The organism is Polynucleobacter sp. JS-Mosq-20-D10, from assembly GCF_018687755.1.
In the GTDB taxonomy this organism is placed as follows: Bacteria; Pseudomonadota; Gammaproteobacteria; order Burkholderiales; family Burkholderiaceae; genus Polynucleobacter.
In genome coordinates, this window is the sequence record NZ_CP061305.1 from 1,465,585 (window position 1) to 1,486,216 (window position 20,632).

The 20,632-nt window shown below is 46.1% G+C and carries 23 protein-coding genes; 8 read left to right on the plus strand and 15 right to left on the minus strand.

Translation table 11 applies throughout. The annotated features are described in order from the left end of the window. Window positions 1–243: 243 nt before the first annotated feature. Together FD967_RS07530 and clpB are read right to left on the minus strand one after the other, a co-directional pair. Complete coding sequence (locus FD967_RS07530) at window positions 244–1,482, minus strand: MFS transporter (protein ID WP_215325365.1); 1,239 nt, start codon at window positions 1,480–1,482, stop codon at window positions 244–246. A 48-nt stretch (window positions 1,483–1,530) separates the two neighbouring features. Then, window positions 1,531–4,125, minus strand: a complete 2,595-nt coding sequence (gene clpB / locus FD967_RS07535; protein WP_215325366.1) for an ATP-dependent chaperone ClpB — start codon at window positions 4,123–4,125, stop codon at window positions 1,531–1,533. A gap of 114 nt (window positions 4,126–4,239) precedes the next feature. Here clpB and FD967_RS07540 point away from each other — a divergent pair, with 114 nt between their 5' ends. Continuing rightward, window positions 4,240–4,482 (plus strand): GIY-YIG nuclease family protein, encoded by a 243-nt coding sequence (locus FD967_RS07540; protein ID WP_215325367.1) that lies wholly within the window; start codon window positions 4,240–4,242, stop codon window positions 4,480–4,482. 15 nt (window positions 4,483–4,497) lie between these two features. Here the strand turns inward: FD967_RS07540 and FD967_RS07545 are convergent, their stop codons facing one another. From FD967_RS07545 to FD967_RS07570, 6 genes are all read right to left on the minus strand, one after another. Continuing rightward, entirely contained in the window at window positions 4,498–4,770 is a 273-nt protein-coding gene (locus FD967_RS07545; RefSeq protein ID WP_215325369.1) for a hypothetical protein, read from the minus strand. A gap of 1 nt (window position 4,771) precedes the next feature. Further along, window positions 4,772–5,908, minus strand: a complete 1,137-nt coding sequence (locus FD967_RS07550) for an exonuclease domain-containing protein (protein ID WP_215325371.1) — start codon at window positions 5,906–5,908, stop codon at window positions 4,772–4,774. A gap of 13 nt (window positions 5,909–5,921) precedes the next feature. Beyond that, window positions 5,922–6,392, minus strand: a complete 471-nt coding sequence (locus FD967_RS07555; RefSeq protein WP_251369011.1) for a hypothetical protein — start codon at window positions 6,390–6,392, stop codon at window positions 5,922–5,924. A 17-nt stretch (window positions 6,393–6,409) separates the two neighbouring features. Further along, window positions 6,410–6,976 carry an Rrf2 family transcriptional regulator gene (locus FD967_RS07560; RefSeq protein ID WP_215325372.1) on the minus strand — a complete coding sequence of 189 codons (567 nt, stop codon included), beginning with the start codon at window positions 6,974–6,976 and terminating at the stop codon, window positions 6,410–6,412. Between the two features lie 99 nt (window positions 6,977–7,075). Then, window positions 7,076–7,504 (minus strand): DUF2244 domain-containing protein, encoded by a 429-nt coding sequence (locus tag FD967_RS07565; RefSeq protein ID WP_215325373.1) that lies wholly within the window; start codon window positions 7,502–7,504, stop codon window positions 7,076–7,078. A 32-nt stretch (window positions 7,505–7,536) separates the two neighbouring features. Next, window positions 7,537–7,689, minus strand: coding sequence for a hypothetical protein (locus FD967_RS07570; protein WP_215307978.1), 153 nt, complete (start codon window positions 7,687–7,689; stop codon window positions 7,537–7,539). A 112-nt stretch (window positions 7,690–7,801) separates the two neighbouring features. Between FD967_RS07570 and FD967_RS07575 the strand changes: the two genes are divergently transcribed. Together FD967_RS07575 and FD967_RS07580 are read left to right on the plus strand one after the other, a co-directional pair. Then, window positions 7,802–8,449: an LON peptidase substrate-binding domain-containing protein gene (locus FD967_RS07575; RefSeq protein ID WP_215325374.1), complete on the plus strand. Its 648-nt coding sequence runs from the start codon at window positions 7,802–7,804 to the stop codon at window positions 8,447–8,449. 4 nt (window positions 8,450–8,453) lie between these two features. Next, window positions 8,454–9,323 carry an oxygenase MpaB family protein gene (locus FD967_RS07580; RefSeq protein WP_215325375.1) on the plus strand — a complete coding sequence of 290 codons (870 nt, stop codon included), beginning with the start codon at window positions 8,454–8,456 and terminating at the stop codon, window positions 9,321–9,323. Window positions 9,324–9,358: 35 nt separating this feature from the next. Here FD967_RS07580 and FD967_RS07585 read toward each other — a convergent pair whose 3' ends face one another. Further along, window positions 9,359–9,544: a hypothetical protein gene (locus tag FD967_RS07585; RefSeq protein WP_215325376.1), complete on the minus strand. Its 186-nt coding sequence runs from the start codon at window positions 9,542–9,544 to the stop codon at window positions 9,359–9,361. A 91-nt stretch (window positions 9,545–9,635) separates the two neighbouring features. Here FD967_RS07585 and FD967_RS07590 point away from each other — a divergent pair, with 91 nt between their 5' ends. Next, window positions 9,636–10,259 (plus strand): alpha-ketoglutarate-dependent dioxygenase AlkB, encoded by a 624-nt coding sequence (locus tag FD967_RS07590; RefSeq protein WP_215325378.1) that lies wholly within the window; start codon window positions 9,636–9,638, stop codon window positions 10,257–10,259. After that, window positions 10,256–11,251 (plus strand): NAD(P)/FAD-dependent oxidoreductase, encoded by a 996-nt coding sequence (locus tag FD967_RS07595; protein ID WP_215325380.1) that lies wholly within the window; start codon window positions 10,256–10,258, stop codon window positions 11,249–11,251. Before FD967_RS07590 ends, FD967_RS07595 begins: the two co-directional genes overlap by 4 nt. 1 nt (window position 11,252) lies before the next feature. On the opposite strand, the gene moaE is transcribed toward FD967_RS07595, so the two are convergent. From moaE to FD967_RS07625, 6 genes are read right to left on the minus strand one after another with little or no spacing between them, the layout of a single operon-like run. After that, the gene (moaE, locus tag FD967_RS07600) at window positions 11,253–11,711 is read right to left on the minus strand and encodes a molybdopterin synthase catalytic subunit MoaE (RefSeq protein WP_215325382.1); all 459 of its coding nucleotides are present in this window, start codon (window positions 11,709–11,711) and stop codon (window positions 11,253–11,255) included. Window position 11,712: 1 nt separating this feature from the next. Further along, entirely contained in the window at window positions 11,713–11,970 is a 258-nt protein-coding gene (moaD, locus tag FD967_RS07605; RefSeq protein WP_215325384.1) for a molybdopterin converting factor subunit 1, read from the minus strand. A gap of 18 nt (window positions 11,971–11,988) precedes the next feature. Continuing rightward, window positions 11,989–13,239: a gephyrin-like molybdotransferase Glp gene (glp, locus tag FD967_RS07610; protein WP_215327236.1), complete on the minus strand. Its 1,251-nt coding sequence runs from the start codon at window positions 13,237–13,239 to the stop codon at window positions 11,989–11,991. A gap of 32 nt (window positions 13,240–13,271) precedes the next feature. After that, complete coding sequence (gene thrC / locus FD967_RS07615) at window positions 13,272–14,714, minus strand: threonine synthase (RefSeq protein ID WP_215325386.1); 1,443 nt, start codon at window positions 14,712–14,714, stop codon at window positions 13,272–13,274. A gap of 9 nt (window positions 14,715–14,723) precedes the next feature. After that, on the minus strand, window positions 14,724–16,034 hold the full coding sequence (locus FD967_RS07620) for a homoserine dehydrogenase (protein ID WP_215325387.1): 1,311 nt from the start codon (window positions 16,032–16,034) through the stop codon (window positions 14,724–14,726). After that, on the minus strand, window positions 16,031–17,290 hold the full coding sequence (locus tag FD967_RS07625) for a pyridoxal phosphate-dependent aminotransferase (protein WP_215325388.1): 1,260 nt from the start codon (window positions 17,288–17,290) through the stop codon (window positions 16,031–16,033). The genes FD967_RS07620 and FD967_RS07625 overlap by 4 nt, the downstream gene beginning before the upstream one ends. Window positions 17,291–17,369: 79 nt before the next feature. On the opposite strand from FD967_RS07625, the gene FD967_RS07630 reads away from it, so the two are divergent. From FD967_RS07630 to FD967_RS07640, 3 genes are read left to right on the plus strand one after another with little or no spacing between them, the layout of a single operon-like run. Further along, window positions 17,370–17,747 (plus strand): Mth938-like domain-containing protein, encoded by a 378-nt coding sequence (locus FD967_RS07630; RefSeq protein ID WP_215325389.1) that lies wholly within the window; start codon window positions 17,370–17,372, stop codon window positions 17,745–17,747. Beyond that, window positions 17,747–19,471, plus strand: coding sequence for a glycosyltransferase family 39 protein (locus FD967_RS07635; RefSeq protein WP_215325390.1), 1,725 nt, complete (start codon window positions 17,747–17,749; stop codon window positions 19,469–19,471). The genes FD967_RS07630 and FD967_RS07635 overlap by 1 nt, the downstream gene beginning before the upstream one ends. After that, window positions 19,458–20,630: a DegT/DnrJ/EryC1/StrS aminotransferase family protein gene (locus FD967_RS07640; protein ID WP_215325391.1), complete on the plus strand. Its 1,173-nt coding sequence runs from the start codon at window positions 19,458–19,460 to the stop codon at window positions 20,628–20,630. Before FD967_RS07635 ends, FD967_RS07640 begins: the two co-directional genes overlap by 14 nt. The last annotated feature ends 2 nt before the right edge of the window (window positions 20,631–20,632 follow it).

The following is a 20,632-nucleotide window of genomic DNA, read 5'->3' on the forward strand; positions in this document are numbered from 1 at the left end:
GACACTCAGTACCGACAATAAAGTCTTATGTCTTATATAAGAGTTTAAGTATCTGGGGAAAGCATGCAAGAACTATTTTAGGGTGAAATAAAAATAATTAACTCAATAAATTCAAGTACTTGAAATTAAATTTTTATAATATGAAATATAAATCCAAACAACAAAATCATGCCTAGGTTGCAATGTTGCACTGCATTTTGCGTACGGAAATGACTTTTCACATTGTGAAAAGAATTGGCTGCTTTAGCTAGCTTTGGGGGTGCCGATGCTCGCAACCTTAAATCCAATCAAAATAATCATGAGCTGGAGAAGAGCCACGCCAATGAATAAGAGCTTTGGCAAGCCTACATCTAAGAAGATTCCAAAGATCAATGGGCTTAGGGCAGCGCCTAAATCAATACCTGAATAAACAATACCGTAAATCCTGCCCGATGAGCCAGAGGGAGTTGCAGAGCGAATCATCAAGTCACGGGATGGTGCAGCTATTCCTAAGCCAAGTCCAATCACAATGAAACCAATGATGATTAACTCCGCAGGCACTAAACCTGTAGCCATTAAAAGGCCCATAACAATGTTCACAGTGAAGCAGATCGTAATGATGCGCTCAGGCACTTTTAATTTGGTGGCCAAATAGCCGCCTAATAACATTCCTCCAGCGCCACCCAAAGACATGAGGGTCAAATAATAATTACCAGAACTCACGGCAATGTCGTAGATTTTAAAAAGCGCAGTTGGGGCAAATGATTGCAAGCCGGTAGTAGCAGCCATACTAAAGAAAAAGAAAATCCAGCAGAGCCAAACGACAGGTAACTTCAGAAAACCAAAAGTACTCATGGGTGCGCCACCGGGATTGTTCGCAATATGATTAGCCTCTGATTCATCACGTCTCGCCTGCACGTCATCTACTAAACGAGCCCGACTCACCCAGAGAGTTGCCAAAATCAGCGCCTCTAGCACTGCAGCTGACAAAAATGCAATGCGCCAGTCTGCTATGGTTGTTACAGCGACCATCAATGCTGGAGCAGCAGCCCAGCCGATATAGCCCGTTACCCCATGAATAGAATAGGCGTAAGGCAAATTCGGTGGTGAAATTTTGTGATTAATCAGCGTGTAATCTACTGGATGGAATACGCCATTGCCACAACCTGCAATGACTGCACCCAGCACCAACATGGCGTAGCCATTACTTTGTGAGTAAATAAGCGCAGCCAATGCAAGCAAAGCCACACCAGCAAACAAGACAGGGCGAGAGCCAATACGATCTACTAAAAATCCAGATGCGGCCTGAACAATGCAAGAGACCACAAAGAAGATGGTCATGAGCAAACCTAGCTCAGCATAGTTAAAGCCAAACTCTGCTTTCAACCATGGGAACATGGGTGGCAGAATTAAATGAAAGAAATGGGAGCTGCCATGAGCCAGGCTAATGAGACCAACAACCCGGACATCACTAGCGCGCCTCATTTTTAGAGCGTCAGTCATGTACCGAGTTTACTGGCGCAGGCATATTCCTGCTGATTTTTTGATGAATTACTTACTAAAGCTGAAATCGCCGTTCTTATCAACACCCACAGGAACGGTGTCCTTAGGGCCAAACTTTCCTTCCAAGATCATCTTGGAAACTGGGTTTTCGATATATTGCTGAATCGCACGCTTTAGTGGCCTTGCTCCAAATACAGGATCAAAACCGACTTCCGCAATCTTACCTAAAGCGGCATCACTGACATCCATCTGCATATCAATTTTAGCCAAACGATCTGACAAGTTCTTAAGCAAGATCTTCGCGATATTGGCAATATTGCCTTTATCCAAACCATGAAAGACTACGATCTCATCAATCCGATTTAAAAACTCAGGGCGGAAATGACTCTTCAGTTCTTCGAATACCGCTTCTTTAATCTCCAACTGCTTCTTGCCAACCATCGACTGAATCAGATGTGAGCCAATATTGCTGGTCATCACAATCACGGTGTTCTTAAAATCTACGGTGCGACCTTGACCATCCGTTAAGCGACCATCGTCCAATACCTGCAGGAGCACATTAAAGACATCCGGATGCGCTTTTTCAATCTCATCAAACAAGATAACGCTGTATGGATGGCGACGTACTTGTTCAGTTAAGTAACCGCCCTCTTCGTAGCCAACATAGCCTGGAGGCGCGCCGATTAAACGGGCAACGCTATGCTTCTCCATAAACTCGCTCATGTCGATACGAATAAGATGCTCTTCGCTGTCAAATAAGAAACCAGCCAAGGCTTTACAAAGCTCAGTCTTACCCACACCAGTAGGCCCTAAGAATAAGAATGAGCCATAAGGGCGATTCTCTTCAGAAAGACCTGCGCGGGAACGACGGATAGCATCAGATACGGCACGAATAGCCTCTTCTTGACCAACTACGCGCTGATGTAACAACTCCTCCATCTTGAGTAACTTATCTCGCTCACCCTGCATCATCTTCGATACCGGGATACCAGTAGCACGAGAAACTACCTCAGCAATTTCTTCTGCACCGACTTGTGTACGCAAGAGCTTGTTCTTGACTACGCCATCTTTATCGCCCTTGGCTTCAGCAGCCGCAGCAGATTTGAGCTTGGCTTCAAGCTCAGGTAATTTGCCATATTGCAATTCTGCAACTTGCTCTAACTTACCATCGCGTTGCAATCTAGCAATATCAGCACGGACTTTTTCGATCTCCTCTTTAAGATGAGCGGCGCCTAATACAGCGCCCTTTTCCGCTTTCCAGATTTCCTCTAAATCAGCATACTCAGCACCCAAGCGCTTGATCTCATCTTCAATCAAGCCAAGACGTTTTTGTGACGCCTCATCTTTTTCCTTCTTAACCGCTTCACGCTCAATCTTGAGTTGAATCAGACGACGCTCCAGCTTATCCATGACCTCTGGCTTGGAATCAATCTCCATCCGAATACGTGAGCCAGCCTCATCAATGAGGTCGATAGCCTTATCTGGCAAGAAACGATCGGTAATATAGCGATGAGATAGCTCTGCTGCTGCCACGATGGCAGGGTCCGTGATCTCAATACCATGGTGAAGCTCATAACGTTCTTGTAAACCGCGCAAGATGGCAATAGTGGCTTCTACACTAGGCTCTTCCACCATCACTTTTTGGAAGCGGCGCTCGAGTGCAGCATCCTTCTCAATGTACTTGCGGTATTCATCTAAAGTGGTTGCGCCGATGCAGTGCAATTCACCACGTGCCAGAGCAGGCTTGAGCATATTGCCGGCGTCCATTGCACCATCGCCCTTACCCGCGCCCACCATCGTATGAATCTCATCAATAAAGATAATGGTTTGACCTTCGTCTTTAGCAACATCACTCAGAACAGCCTTTAGACGTTCCTCGAATTCACCACGGTACTTGGCGCCCGCCAGTAACAAGGCCATATCCAATACGAGGACACGCTTGTTCTTGAGGGTTTCAGGAACTTCACCGTTGACGATACGCTGGGCTAATCCCTCCACAATGGCAGTCTTACCAACACCTGGTTCGCCAATCAGCACCGGGTTGTTTTTACCGCGACGTTGCAGAATCTGAATGGTACGACGAATCTCATCATCACGACCAATCACAGGATCGAGCTTACCCATACGAGCCCGCTCAGTTAAATCAATGGTGTATTTCTTTAAGGCCTCACGTTGACCTTCAGCATCTGCACTATTCACTGACTCTCCTCCGCGCACTAAATCAATAGCCGCCTCTAACGATTTACGATTTAAACCATTCTCACGAGCAATCTTGCCGAGCTCACCCTTATCATCCGCCACTACTAGCAAAAACAGTTCGCCAGCAATAAATTGATCATTGCGCTTATTGGCTTCTTTTTCGCATAAGTTCAGCCAGTTGCTTAAATCACGCCCAAGCTGAACTTCCCCGCCAGTGCCCTGCACTTCTGGGAGATTCGCAATGAGTTTCTCTGCTGCCTTTTCAAGACCTGGTACGTTGACGCCAGCGCGTGTCAATAAACTCTTGGCACCACCATCTGAGTCACGCAGCATTGCCAATAGCAAATGGGCTGGCTCGATATATTGATTGTCTTTTGCTAAAGCAAGGCTTTGTGCCTCGCTGAGCGCTTCTTGAAACTTCGTAGTTAATTTATCTATTCTCATTTTTAAGTCCTATCTGCTCTATCTATTTTTATGCGTTTATATCTATAGAATATAGGGGCATTCTGCATAATTTCAAGTCTGTTAGACCTCTTTTTAAGTGAATTGACCCCTATTTTGACCTGGCTTGTTTACCTCTTAGAGTGCTCTGATGGCAGCTATTACGCTGGCATTACCAATCGCCTAGAACATCGTTTGGCAGCTCATAATTCAGGGGATGGCGCTCGCTATACGAGGGCTCGCAGACCAGTAATCCTTCTAGCGAGCCAAGAGCACCCAGATCGATCTGAAGCATCTAAGGCCGAGGCTAGATTGAAGAAACTACCAAGATCAGAAAAGCTGGGGTTTTTTAAAGCCTAGGCTTTTAGTGAATGCTTACGCAGTATCTTTGATTGCTAAAGGAATCACCTGACTCTTGAAACTTCCAGTCAGTGCTTTTTTCAAGATCTTGTAAATATCTAGATCAAACTCAGCCTCTCCTGAATCAGCCAACTCATAGAGCTCTTCTTCGTTTATAGCAGTACCTAAATAACGCCAACGATCCACCACATGCATGTGGCCCGCCTCTTTTACTGCCACTGGCCCAGGATATGGCCAGACTTGAACCTGAAATAATTCCAAAGCAGTTTTGAGCCGAAGATTATGCAAGTCAATAGGAGAACCCCCCAATACAGGCGCCACCGCATTGCTTTACTTGATAGCCAAAGCAAGCTTTACCTTCAATCCGTTTCTCCAGACCGAGCAGCGCCTCACAGAGGCGATATTTTTTCGCAATCGCTTTGAGGTAAGCATTGGCCTCTCGCTTGCTATAGAACAAGCCAAATAAGTTTTCTTGAATGCCAGGGTCTAATTCGCGATGACCCACCAGATGAGGAATGAGTACACCATCCTCAGCAAGCTCCAATTTCCAGGCGCAGAGATCCTTTGAGCGGCGCAATTTGATATTCATACTGGGCATGCGCTCTTTAATGAGTCGCGATTCTAAAATCAATGCGCCCAACTCTCCGCTAGTCTCAATCCAATCAATATCTCTGACTTGCATCGAAAGCTTCATTTCCTTGCGCTGGGTAAGCGCGCCTTGAAAATGACCCATTACCCTACTGCGTAGAGAAATGCTTTTACCGATATACAGCGGGATTTGATTCTCACCATAAAAAATGTAACAACCCGGCTTTTCTGGAATCGAGTCCACTAGCGCTTTATCAATATTGGGCGGTAAGCTCGGATTACCAATGAGTTGATTGACCGCTTTAAGAAGCGCTTCACGCCCTAGCTTTTCTTCACAAACGCGCCAAAACTGAAGCAACAAATCAGCGTCACCCAAGGCACGGTGCCTTGCGCTAATTTTGAGGCGGTGGGCGCCAATGATGGTGTCGAGATTGTGCCTAACCTGATCAGGAAATAGTAAGCGAGAGAGCTTTACGGTACAGAGCACTTTGGGCTTAAAGTCGATACCCACACGCTTAAACGACGCCTTCAAAAATCCATAATCAAAACGGGCATTGTGGGCTACAAAAATCTTGCCCTCGAGCTCGCGAGCGATCTCTGTCGCCAAGCCCTCAAAGGCAGGCTGCTGACTAACCATCTGAGGTCTAATACCCGTCAAATTTTGGATGTTCTGCGGAATAAATGTTTGAGGGTTAATGAGGCTTTCCCAAGTCTCTACCTGATCGTGAATCAGCGATTTGATACCAACTTCTGTAATGCGATCGCGCTCGAAATGAGAGCCCGTAGTCTCAATATCAACAAATGCTAATGGAGGGTATTCATAGCCACTGGATGACATGAGAACTGAAGAATTACTTTTTACCTTGATACTTGGCGATACTCGCCTTCAGGTCGCCGTACTCTTCACACCCAAAGCGGCAAGCCTTATCAAGTCTTACCAAGATCGCCTCTGCTCCAGGCAGGTCTTTTTTCATCAAAAGCAGCTCGCCGTAGTACTCCAAAGCCGATCGATGACTTGGATCAATCTTCAGCGCTGCCAGGTAATACTTTTCAGATAAAACCAAATCTGGCGGCTGCTTTTTGCGCAAACTGTATCCCATCAGATTATTCCAGTCTGCAGAGTTAACTTCGTTTACCAACTGCAATTGCTTTAATGCTTGCTCATAATTATTAGATTTGATGCTAGCGCGAGCATCCGTTAGCCAAGCTGGGTCAGATTTAGTTGGGGCGCTATCAGCAGCCAAGGAGACTACCCATGGTGCTGTTACCAGCAAAATAGATGCCAATAGTTTGCTAGCGTAGTTCCATTTCACTACTTGCATCATGAAGATCCTTATTGTTATCCTGCTTTGTGTAGGTAGTCACCAAAACTAAAAATAGAGTTGGGCCCCAAAGGTACATCCTCCACCTTCTTAAATGGCGCCTTGATTACTCTCTGCACTTCCCCTTTGGAAGGCTTTTCAACGCTGAAGTCGGAGTAAACAAAAGTTTGACGCTCGGGAGCAGTTTTAGCTTCACTAAATCGCGGCACATAATCTTTGATGGCATCGGAGAGGTTCACATTGGCCATGCAACTGAGCATATAAGTCTCCAAAGATTGGTATAGCTCACTAGCGATATCGCAAGCCTCAACTTTGCGCTTTTTGATGTAATTCATTGCTAACACTACATCTTTAATGGTGACCATGCGGGGATCCTGCAACAGGGTATAACCCCCATTGCGACCTTTTGTACCCTTCACAATTCCAGCTGCACGCAATGCACTGAGCAATAACTCTATTCTGCTCACCGACAATTTTTGACGCTGCGCTAGCTCTAGGCCAGTAACTGGCTGAGCACCGTTGGAGTGAGATGCAATATCAACCAAGGTATTGAGGGCGGCTTTTACTGCTGTATTAACGTTCATGATGGATTTAGCAAATATGTTGAATTAAGTAAAGTATCGAGTTGAATCCATATTTCTGCAGAATGCCAAACTTTAACCCTTTTGAACTCATGGTTGTAGTCAACCTAAGTAAGGTCGTAGCTCAGCGATAAGACCTTTAAATTGCTCACGTCTCAGAAACTGGCCAACCTCAACCCGCTGATCCGTCTGCTCAATAATAAAAACCTTTTGATGCTCCTCTGGATGCGATAGTCTGACCCAGCGCGTATTAAATTCAGTTACCGACTCTTTGTAGGCAATAAATTTCCTGACCAACAAGCGGGTACCGCTGATTTCGATCTCCTCATAATCCAAAGCATGTCGGCAGTAGATCAAAAAGCCGACAGTGACTGCGGTCAACTCGATTGCGGTAAAGATCAGGATAATTTTTACGCCAACTAATAAAAAACCAGTGGCTACAGTTAGCGAAAGGCAAACCAAAGCGATATAAAACTGAAGCAATTGACCCGGAGTCAATGCGCAATTTCGCCTCATCTTCCAGATTTTCATTATCGGATAGGGCTCTCAGTAAAACTTGCAGTTTAGTGCTTAGCAGATTGAGCTTGTTTAGCCTTTTCGAGCTGATCGGCACTGCGCTGCTGAAAATCAACCATGGAGTGGTAGCCCATTTGGTAGCAAGGGCAATGTTTGCCCAAAATCCAGCGTGCGAGCTTAACCCGTAATTTTTGCATCATGTTTATTCTCCTGTGAGTAGTGCATATTTTGGCCGAAATCCAGGATTGCTGCTGAACACGGTGCCATTTAGACTGCTCAGCAAACTAAACGTAAATCCTTTAAATTAAACATATGACAACATCCTCTTTGACAGCCCGCTGGATCCCGCTTTTTCCCCTAGGAACCACCCTCTTTCCAGGCGGTGTAATTGCCCTCAAAATCTTTGAAGCGCGTTATCTAGACATGATGAAGCGTTGCCTTCGCGAAGACACTCCTTTTGGGGTTATCAGCATTCTCGATAACAAGCCAATTGAGTCAAATGCCGACGCAGTTGCTAACTTTTCAAATATTGGCACCTTAGCAAAATTAGAAGAGTTTGATCCGATTCAGCCCGCTCTGTATATGACCAAGTCTTATGGAACGCAACGCTTTACAGTGCTCAATATCAAGCAAGAAGCTGATGGTTTGTGGATGGGCCAAGTTGAACTAATGGATGCGGACCCTGAAATACCATTAGCAAAAGAGCACGAAAAGGTAGCCTCGCTTTTGAATGAGATTATTTCGGTTATCAAAAGCGATGATTTGCTGGGTGAAGATGCGTTCAAAATGCCGATGAACCCAGATGATTGCGGTTGGGTGTCCAACCGATTAGCTGAGCTCTTACCACTCCCCCCGGCTCAGAAGAACCACTTACTTGCTCAAAGCAATCCCCGAATCCGGCTCGATTTAATTTCAGAAATTATTGAGGATGATGGCTTACCCAATATCGTGATTCATTAGAGCAATGATTGATGAACTCATTCGCCGGTCAATTCGAGAAATGGTGGGGGGTGGCGGTCCACCTGTAGCATTTCTGGAGCCCGCTGGTGACAGAGGTTTGTTTGGCCCGGAGTCTATCGCCTGGAAGGTGCACGCGGATTTTATTTCCATGATGATCGGTGGCATTAGCTCATTGGTGCTTCAAGCACTTCACCCAAAAGCGCTAGCCGGCGTATGGGATCATTCCAGCTTCAGGCAAGACCTTAAAGGCAGACTAGGAAGAACAGCATTCTTCATTGCTGCAACTACCTACGGCTCGCATGACATGGCGGATAAGGCCATTAATCGAGTTAATCAAATTCATCAAAAGGTCACCGGGTTTGATGAATTTAATCAACCCTATAGGGCGGATGATCCCGAACTACTCGCATGGGTTCACTTAACAGAAACCCGGAGTTTTATGTGCTCTTATGAGTCGTACCGAAGTGAGGCTTTGAGTGCAAAGCAAAAAGATCAGTATTTTGCAGAAATGAAAAGGCTCGGGGAGAGATTGGGGGCAATTGATCTGCCAGACACCTATGCTGGTACGGAGCATGCAATTAGACAATACATTCCTCAACTTCACTACGGGGAGAGAGCTAAAAGCATTATCGGGATGCTAGATCACTTTCCTAGCAACCTCAGCGCTAAACCTTTTGTAAGAATGATCAGTCGGGCAGGCTTTCTGAATTTGCCTGATTGGGCATATCCGATTATTCAACGACCACACCCAAGCCGGCTAGAGCGACTAGCCGTGCAATCTGCTATTCGAGCGATGGCAATTCCCGTGAGGGAGGCGCTGAAAGATGGCGTAGCTGCCCACTCCCTCCGCAGAGTGTACGGATCAACTAAATAAGAAAGTTGCAGAGCAGTCCGCTAGCAAAGCTGGTTCTAAAGAGGGTCCTGAGATTCAGGTTTAGGATTGGTAGATTCAGAATCGGTAGGCTGGCTTTTTGCTGACATGAGAGGTGGCGCACTCATTTTCTCGCCATCCCACACTTGGCCACACCAGCATTCCCCTGCCTCATTAATAATGCAAACTCCTGAGCCGCAGCAACGTTTATCGGGTGCTTTCATAATCAACCTCTTAGTCCTGAACAATTCATAATGCAGTCTATTCTAGGGTTTTTATTGAAACAACGTGCGACCCTAGCTTTATTAGCAAAAAATGCAAAATCCTTTATTCGACCCCTCAGAATCATCCGATCCAATCTGCCTATTGGAGAAAGATGGTCAAGCTGAGTATTTCAGTCATTTTTACAAAGCAGATGAATCTGATCATTTTTTTGAAAGCTTACTGCACTCCCTTACATGGAAAGCAGACCAAATCACTATGTTTGGTAAGTTAGTGACAACCGCGAGAAAAGTTGCTTGGGTAGGCGATCCTCAATGCCGTTATACCTACTCAGGTATCAAAAAAATTCCTCAGGACTGGACGGCAGAGTTACTGCAAATCAAGCATCAACTGGAAGCAGTGACCGGCTATAGCTATAACTCTTGCTTGCTCAATCTGTATCACAATGGCGATGAAGGTATGGGTTGGCATAGTGACAATGAAAAAGAGTTAGATAGCGCAACCCCGATCGCATCAATCAGCTTGGGTGCTCGACGTAAATTTGCCTTTCGTCACAAGCTGGATAAGACGACTGTATCAGTATTTCTTGAGCACGGGAGCCTTCTCATCATGCATGCCCCTGTTCAAGATCACTGGCATCATAGCCTTCTCAAAACCAAGGCTGTGATGAGTCCACGAATCAATCTTACCTTTCGGAAAATACTTCCCAGAACATGAACAGCACCAAAGCAATCAATCAGGTAGCGGTCATTGGCGCAGGAATTGCAGGCCTTGCTTGTGCGAGAGAACTTCAGTTACACGGTATATCAGTAGATATCTTTGAAAAGAGTCGTGGTCCTAGCGGACGTATGAGCACGCGTCGTACGCAAGACTGGTCTGCTGATCATGGCGCCCAGTACTTTACTGCCAGAGACCCTCGTTTCATTGAGGAAGTACAAAGCTGGCTTCAGGCCGGCACTGCAGCTATTTGGAAACCGAAACTCAAGGTATATGAGGCAAAGACATGGCGTGAAAGTCACTCACAAGATATTCGCTATGTTGGCACCCCTCATATGAATTCACCGGGCAAGTATCTTACCGAAGGGCTCACCATTCAGTATGGGAGAACCATTTCCCAGTTGGAGCGCAGGGATGACCAGTGGCATTTGCAGTGCAGTGAAGTCAATGAAATTACAACGCTATATGATTTTGTCGTATTGGCGATACCTGCCCCCCAGGCAAGTGCCCTGCTTGAAGGTCTTGACAGTAGGGCTGCTGATATCACTGACTCAGCGCAGATGAAGGCCTGCTGGACCATGATGGCAAACTTTCCGAATCATTTGAATGTAGATTTTGATGCAGCATTTATTAACCAAGAAATCATTAGCTGGATTTGTCAAAATGGATCGAAGCCAATGCGTCAGGGAAGCACGTGGACCATCCATGGAAGTCCTGACTGGAGTCAAGATAACGTTGAGTTAAGTAAAGAGGATGCTCAAGAGCAAATGGTGCAGTGCCTGACAGCGCTGGGTTTTAACTGTAAGGATGCTGATATCAGCATGCACCGCTGGCGCTATGCCAGTGGGGGCTTAGAAAATAGGGTTGGTTTTTTATCACTACCTAATATTGGCCTAGGGCTTTGTGGAGACTGGTTCAATGGTGGCAGAGTCGAGGGTGCCTGGCTCAGCGGTTTTAATCTAGCTTTAGCGCTCGAACAAATAAAGAACTAGATTAACTCCAGCGTGCCATTGCAGCATCATCAGTTACGCGGGCGTCCACCCATTTGCTACCTTCTGGTGTTTCTTCTTTTTTCCAAAATGGTGCCGCTGTTTTTAAGTAGTCCATGATGAACTCACAAGCAGCAAATGCTTCACCTCTATGGGCACTGGTGACCGCCACTAGAACAATTTGATCTTCAGGTAGAAGTGACCCTACTCGATGGATGACTAGTGTCTTATAAAGATCCCAGCGGTCTCTAGCTTGCATGATGATTTCTTCTAGGGATTTCTCTGTCATACCAGGATAGTGCTCTAGAGTCATACCCCGAACTTGACTACCGTCGTTCATATCCCGGACGGTACCCAAGAAAGTCACTACTGCACCTACTCGGGGATCATCCTTGCGCAGAGCCTTCACCTCGATTGTTAGATCAAAGTCAGCCTCTTGAATGCGGATGAAATCATTCTGCATCTTAGCCGCCAGTAACAGGGGGGAAGAATGCGACTTCGGCCCCCTCCACTAAAGGAGTAGAGTCGCTCACCATCTCTTGATTTAATGCGCAGCGAATCACCTTACTACTTGCTAACACTTCAGCCCATGGATTGCCCCGTTGAACAAGGTAGCTTCTTAAGTCGGCAATGGTTTTTACTTCTGGTGGAGCAGCAATACTCTCACCAGAAAGTCCAAGACCTTCTCTCAAGGAAGCAAAGAATCGTAATTCGAGTTTCATATCAGAATCGTAATACGACTAGGAAAGAAGCGCATTAAATGGAATGTACTTCACCATATCGCCAGACTTGAATGCGTGGCCCGGTGGACAATCTACCAAACCATCCCCCCAAGAGGCACTAGTAAGTACACCCGAGCTTTGATTAGGGAACAGATCTAAACCACCCTGCGCATTGATCTTGACCCTCAGAAACTCGTTACGACGATCGGCCTTAAGCCAATCAAAGTCGGCGCGCATAGAATAAGACTGCGGCAAACCTGCATCTCGTCCTTGCAACTTGAGAATGAATGGGCGTACAAATAATAGGAAAGTCACAAAACTGGATACCGGGTTACCAGGCAAACCGATAAACCAAGTTTCAGCTGCAGTTTCAGATTCGACCGCATTACTTTTTAAACCATCTAGTTTGCGCACAGCGCCAAAAGCCAAAGGCTTTCCCGGCTTCATTGCAATCTGCCAAAGATCTAATCTACCTTCAGCAGTTACTGCAGGCTTAATGTGATCTTCCTCGCCAACAGATACACCACCAGAAGTAATGATCAGATCATGATCTTTACTGGCCTTCCGAAGCGTTTCTTTGGTGGCCTCAAGACTATCAGGAACAATTCCAAAGTCAGTAGCATCACAGCCCAAGGATTTGATACATGCTAATAAGGTGTCGCGATTCGAATTGTAGATACCGCCTGGTTTAAGTGGTTCACCTGGCAGGGATAGCTCATCACCAGTAAAAAATGCTGCGACTCTCACTTTGCGCTTTACCGTCAAATGCGTTAAGCCGGCAGAGGCGGCAACTCCAAGTTCTTGCGGGCGCAGAAAAGTACCTGCAGTAAGAGCTGTTTTGCCAGCAGTCAGATCTTCACCTCTGCGACGAATCCATTGACCTGATATTGGTGCGACATTGACTTGCACTTGATCGATCGACCCCTCTGGGACAGCACAGTCTTCTTGCATTACAACGGCATCAGCGCCAGGTGGCACCGGGGCACCAGTAAAGATTCTGGCAGCAGTGCCTGGCTCGAGCTGAGTTCCCATAGATCCCGCTGGAATACGTTGCGCAATTGTGAGTGTTTGGCCTGGAGTATTGGTATCCGTTGTTCGCACCGCATAACCATCCATTGAGGTGTTATCGAGTGGAGGTACATCTACAAGGCTATTGACACTTTCTGCAAGTACACGGCCTAAAGCGGCCTGCATCGCAAGTGTTTCGGTTTCGCTTACAGGCTCTGCGTGAGAAAGTAAGTGATCTAAAGCCTGCTGAGCAGTCAACATCGGAGGCTTAGTCATAGCAATTTATTTCTGATTTAGTTGGTGTGGGCAGTAATGAAGTTTTTAACTTGATTAACATCGGCGTCGATATTTTCAACACGCTGTGGCTTTGATTTGATGTCCTTGAAAGCTGCCGGACATTCTGCTGGACGCCCTAATGCCACTTCAATCGTTTCTTCAAACTTAATAGGCAAAGCAGTTTCCAAAACAATCATAGGAATACCTGACTGCAAGTGTTCGCGCGCAACCTTCACGCCATCTGCTGTATGCGTATCAATCATCACTCCGTACTGCGCATCAATATTACGAATTGTTTCTAAACGATTTTCATGGGTGCTACGGCCAGATTGAAATCCATACTGCGCAATATCTTTAAATACGGCATCTTTAGAAATATCAAAGCCACCGGCTTGATCAACTTGCTTGAACATAGCTGCAGTAGCATTGCCGTCCTTACCCATAAAATCAAATACAAAGCGCTCAAAGTTGCTCGCCTTAGAAATATCCATAGACGGGCTGGAGGTATGCAAAGTCTCAGCAGACTTACGTGCACGATAGACACCAGTGCGGAAGAACTCGTCGAGAACATCATTCTCATTAGTAGCCGCAATCAAATGGGCGATTGGCAAACCCATCATGCGGGCAATATGACCAGCACAGATATTGCCAAAGTTGCCTGAGGGTACAGTGAATGACACTGTTTCATCGCTAGATTTTGTAGCCAGCAAATAACCCTGGAAGTAATACACCACCTGAGCAACTACACGACCCCAGTTAATGGAGTTAACCGTACCAATTTGGTGATTCGCTTTAAAACTATGGTCGTTACTCACTGCTTTAACAATATCCTGGCAATCGTCAAATACACCAGCAACTGCTAAGTTAAAGATATTAGGATCTTGCAGAGAATACATTTGGGCAGACTGGAATGAGCTCATCTTGCCACGTGGTGAGAGCATAAATACCTTGACACCCTCTTTGCCACGCATTGCGTATTCAGCAGCACTACCAGTATCCCCAGATGTCGCGCCCAAAATATTGAGCTTCTGACCATTCTTCTTTAAGGCATATTCAAAGAGATTACCGAGTAACTGCATCGCCATATCTTTAAATGCCAATGTGGGCCCATTAGACAAGCTAAGCAAACCAATACGCGTGCCCTGCTCTTCACCTAACCAATGCAATGGCGTGATGTCTTGAGCGTTATCTTCCTTACGGCCATTACAGTAGACCTGCTCTGTATAGGTCTTACGCAAAAGAGCGCGCAGATCCGACTCAGGAATATCGTCGCAATAAAGACTTAAGACCTCATAAGCGAGATCAGCATAGGGCATGCCACGCCAAGCATCTAACTGCGCTTGAGTGACTTGCGGGTACTCTGTAGGTAGATATAATCCGCCGTCTGGCGCCAATCCGCCAAGCAGAATTTCTAAAAAGGATTGCTGTGGGCTATTGCCCCGAGTAGATTGGTAACGCATGTATTTGTATTAGGACAGATTTTCTAAGCGGATCTTCACTACTTCACCGGCAACAGTTTTCAGATTCTGAATTTCCTGAATTGCTGCCAGCATGTGCTTTTCTTTAGTCTCATGGGTTAGCGCAACTAAGTCAGTTTGACTTTCACCCTCGTCGGCTTCTTTTTGCAAGAGTGCATCAATCGAGATACTATGAGCCGCCAAGATCTTGGTAATATCAGCTAACACACCGGCTTGATCCGCTACGCGCAAACGCAAGTAATAGCTCGTGGTAATTTCACCCATTGGCAATACGGTGATATCACGCACTGCATCTGGCTGGAACGCCAAATATGGAACTCGGTTCTCTGGGCTTGCGCCTAATAAACGCGTGATATCCACTAAGTCCGCAATCACAGCAGAAGCAGTTGGCTCTGAGCCTGCGCCCTTACCGTAGTAAAGCGTCGTGCCAACAGCATCACCGAATACCTGAACAGCATTCATGGCGCCTTCAACGTTTGCAATTAAACGCTTAGTTGGAATCAAGGTTGGGTGTACACGCAACTCAACACCGGAATTTGTCTTCTTCGCAATCCCAAGCAACTTGATGCGATAACCCAACTGCTCAGCATATTTAATGTCGATGGCATCTAACTTAGTAATGCCCTCAACGTGCGCTTTCTCAAATTGCATGGGAATACCAAATGCAATTGCACTCATGATGGTGGCCTTATGGGCAGCATCTACACCTTCAATGTCAAATGTAGGGTCTGCCTCTGCGTAGCCCAAACGCTGCGCCTCTTTCAAGACCGTCGCAAAGTCTAGGCCTTTGTCGCGCATCTCAGAAAGAATGAAATTGGTTGTGCCGTTGATGATGCCAGCAATCCACTCGATGCGATTCGCAGTTAAACCTTCACGAAGCGCTTTGATGATTGGAATACCGCCAGCAACAGCCGCTTCAAACGCGACCATCACGCCCTTTTCATGGGCAGCTTTAAAAATCTCATTACCATGCACGGCGATCAAAGCCTTGTTGGCTGTGACCACATGCTTACCAGCAGCAATTGCCTCGAGCACTAAATCTTTAGCAATGCCGTAACCACCGATCAACTCAACAACGATATCAATTTCAGGATTATTAATCACAGCACGAGCATCACTGACTACCAGCGCGCGGTCTTTTACTAACTCTTTGGCACGCTCTACATTGAGGTCGGCAACCGTATTAATATGAATGCCACGACCAGCACGACGAGTAATTTCATCTTGGTTGCGTTCGAGAACAGCAAATACACCACCACCTACAGTGCCAATACCTAATAGACCAACTTGAATCTGTTTCATGATGCCTTTGTTGCTGTTGAATTAGCCGCTTTACGACTATGTTTTTGACGATAACGCTCTAGGAAGCGTGCCAAACGGCCAATAGCCTCTTTCAGCACATCTTCATGAGGTAAGAACACGACACGGAAGTGATCTGACTTGACCCAATTAAAACCAGAGCCTTGCACCAGCAATACTTTTTCTTCTTTAAGAAGATCAGCAACAAATTGTTGATCATCTTCAATCGGGTACATCTCGGAATCGAGTTTTGGGAATAAATACAAGGCAGACTTTGGCTTCACACAAGTCACACCCGGAATTTCGGTAATCAGTTTCCAGGCTAGATCGCGCTGTTTGGCTAAACGCCCGCCTTCATTGACTAAATCATTGATGCTTTGATAGCCGCCCAAAGCTGTCTGAATAGCGTACTGACCTGGCACGTTGGCACATAGACGCATTGAGGACAACATATTGAGACCTTCGATGTAGTCGCGAATCATCTCTTTGTCTCCAGAAACCACCATCCAGCCAGCACGATAGCCGCATGAACGATAGTTTTTGGATAAACCATTAAAAGTAATCGTGACCACATCAGTGGATAAGGATGCCAAAGAGACATGCTGCTCTTTGTCGTAAAGCATCTTGTCGTAAATCTCGTCGGCAAACAGAATCAAATCGTGTTCGCGTGCAATTGCGGTTAGCTCAGTCAACACCTCTTTGGAGTAAATCGCACCCGTTGGATTATTTGGGTTTATCACCACAATCGCTTTGGTACGCGGTGTAATCTTTTTACGGAGATCCGCCAAATCTGGCGCCCACTCCTTAGACTCATCACACAAGTAATGAACTGGGGTGCCGCCTGATAGACTCACCGCAGCAGTCCATAAGGGGTAATCTGGGGCTGGTACCAACACTTCATCACCGTTGTTGAGCAATGCATTCATTGCGAGAACGATTAATTCAGAAACCCCATTACCGGTATAGATGTCATCCAAAGTAACACCCTGGATGCCTTTTTCCTGGCAATATTGCATGATGGCTTTACGAGCCGCAAATATTCCCTTGGAATCAGAGTACGCTGAGGCATTACCCAAATTACGGATCATGTCCAACTGAATTTCTTCTGGAGGATCAAATCCAAAAACACCCACATTGCCGATGTTTAATTTAATGATTTTGTGACCCTCCTCCTCCATGCGCTGTGCGAGCTCCAGCACGGGTCCACGAATGTCATAACAGACGTGATTGAGTTTTTCGGACTTTAGGATGAGTTTCACAATAAATTAAAGGGTAAGTTCTTGAAATCTTGGAAAAAACAGCTAGCTATAATGACCATAATTATGACAGAGAGTCCACTTGAAGCTTCAATCTGACCCCCATTCCGGAGCCAATACGATCACCGGTTACGGCGATGGCTACATCGAGATCAATAAGATCCCCTATAGTCATGCGGTTTTATTGAGCTCGGATGGCGAAATCTTAGAGTGGGGCGTCAAGTCCTTTGAAGAGCTGAGTTCAACAGATTTCGCTCAAATGGCTTCCCTTAAGCCTGAATTAATCATTATTGGGACTGGTAAACGCCAGCGCTTCCCAAGGCCGGAGCTTTTAAAAACGCTCATTGAAGCCAAGCTTGGCTTTGAGATCATGGATTCCCAGGCTGCTTGTCGCACCTACAATATTCTTGTCGGCGAAGGCCGCCAAGTCCTTCTGGCTCTGATTGTGGAAGCCGACTAATGCAGTTTGGCCAAATTCGGCAGTCAAGCTCCCTCAACCCAGTAACTATTTTGATTCTGGTCTTGATCTATGCCCTACTGTGGTTTGGCACCTTAAATTATCGTCACCTCATTCCGTCGGATGAAGGACGTTATGCCGAGATTGCTCGCGAGATGCTAGTCACAGGGGATTGGATTACTCCTCGCTACAACGGTTATAAGTATTTTGAAAAACCCCCTTTACAAATTTGGGCCACTGCCACTGCCTTTAATCTTTTTGGCATCGGTGATTGGCAAGCGCGCCTATGGACTGCGCTCACTGGATTTCTAACGATTGTATTTATTGGATTTACTGGCGCACGCATCTACAGCCCACGAGCAGGCTGGTTAGCTGCAATCGTTCTAGCCTCGAGCCCAATGTGGGTAATTGGCGGACATATCAACTCACTCGACATGGGATTGTCGGCATTTTTGGTTGCGGCACTATGTAGTCTTTTATTGGCACAAAGCTCTCGAAACTCGAGCGATACCAGGGGGTGGATGTGGGCCTGCTGGACCTTCATGGCCTTAGCGACGCTATCCAAAGGTGTTATTGGGGTCGCCATCCCTGGCATGGTGTTTGTTGTTTATTCAACGACTGCCTGGGACTGGCAGATCTGGAAGCGATTGCACATCATTAGCGGCACGATTTTATTTTTAGCGATTACTGCGCCTTGGTTTGTTCTAGTGGCCCAACGCAATCCAGAGTTTCTGGAGTTCTTTTTTATTCATGAACACTTGCAACGTTTTACACAAACAGCCCACAGCAGAACAGGTCCGATTTATTACTTCATACCACTACTGCTACTCGGCTTTTTGCCATGGATTGCGCAAACGCCTGAAGCTCTTGCTCAGGCCTGGCGTGAGCGTAATCGAGAATTCTCCAGTGGCTGGTTGCTCACCTGCTGGTTTGCCGTGATCATGGGATTCTTTAGTGTCTCTCAATCGAAATTACCTGGCTACATCATCCCAGTCTTTCCGGCACTGGCAATGCTTGTTGGTCATTGCTTGGATCGTAATTTGGGCCTTGCTAATGCGCTGGGCTTACCTTGGAAATTACAGGTCCTCTTCTTTGCAATCTTAGGCGGCCTTGGATTTTTCTTTTTAGGCGAAGTTAGTAAACAGGCAAGGCCGGATGAAATTGAGTCCTATGCGCAATACATTTACTGGATAGTTGCCGCGTTGATAGCCTTAATTGCATTTAGTCTCCTGACGGTCATGCAAAGTAAACGTAATGGTTTGAGTAGTATTACCAGTTTTGCTTGTGGATTTTTTCTCTGCGCAATCATTGCCGGAACGGGCCATGAAACTCTGGGTCGCGCTGTATCCGGCATTGATTTAGTTGAGAAAGTTAAACCAAGTATTCCAGAAAAAGTGAATTTTTATTCTGTCAGAATTTTAGATCATACGGTACCGTTCTATCTTGGCAGAACCATGACGATGGTGGAATTTTTAGATGAACTTAAGTTTGGCGCCCAACAAGAGCCTGAGTTGTGGCTACCTACCTTAGATGCTTTTATCGAACGCTGGAAAGGGGATCAAACCGCTTATGCATTGATGGTTCCAGAACAATATATCGAGCTCCAGAAACTCAATGTACCAATGCAAGAAGTGGGTAGAGATTCTCGACGCGTCATTGTTAAACACCCAGATTCACAAAGCAGCTCCGCACAATCAGTTTTTAAGGTTCACCATGTCAACTACTGAAAACACCCTGCCCTTCATTCCTTTTACGCGCCCACACTTCAATCAAGAAACGATTGATGCGGTTGCCGAGGTTTTGCGTTCTGGTTGGGTTACCTCGGGCCCGAAGCTAGCGGAATTCGAGGCTACCTTAAGTGACTATTTTGGCGGTCGCCCTGTACGTTGCTTTGCCAACGGCACTGCCACTATGAAAATCGCTTTGCAGGTTGCTGGTATTGGGACTGGCGATGAAGTCATCACCACGCCGATTTCTTGGGTAGCCACTTCGAATGTGATTCTGAGCGTAGGTGCAACACCTGTGTTTGTAGACATTGATCCTGTTACGCGCAACATTGATTTAAACAAGATTGCTGCAGCCATTACACCAAAAACTCGGGCCATCATGCCCGTCTACTTAGCTGGGCTGCCTGTCAATATGGATCAACTCTATGACTTGGCGAAGCAGTACAAATTACGCGTGATTGAAGATGCAGCGCAAGCATTTGGATCGCAGTGGAAAGGTCAAAAGATTGGCAGCATTGGCGATCTCGTGAGTTTTAGTTTTCAGGCAAATAAAAACTTATCCACTATTGAAGGCGGCTGTCTTATTTTTAACAATATTGATGAAGCAAAGCTCGCAGAGAAGTTTCGTCTTCAAGGTCTCACACGCCAAGGTATGGATGGTATGGATGTTGATGTGCTTGGTGGTAAAGACAATTTAACTGATGTCAATGCAGTCATTGGTCTGCATCAACTCAAACAATTACCGGAGTTTCAGACGCGTCGGAGTGCTTTGGCTAAACAGTATTTCGATGCCATTCGCCATGAAATGAAATCAGCGGGCTTGGGTAATCTCAATTTAGAACTGCCAGTAGAAAACTTCACTGATAGCAACTGGCATATGTTCCAAGTTGTTCTACCGCTTGAGCAATTGAATGTAGATCGCGCGCAGGTGATGTCTGAACTGAAAGATCTAGGAATTGGTACTGGCGTCCACTACCCTTTGATTACGGGATTTACGCTTTACCAAAAGCGAGGCTATGAAACTGAAACCACCCCAATAGCAAAGCGTATTGGTCGCTCCATTTTGACCCTCCCCCTTTTTCCAGGGATGGCAGATGAAGATATTGGCCGAATAGCCAAGGGTTTGACTGGAATTCTGAAGAAACATCGTAAAAACTAGTA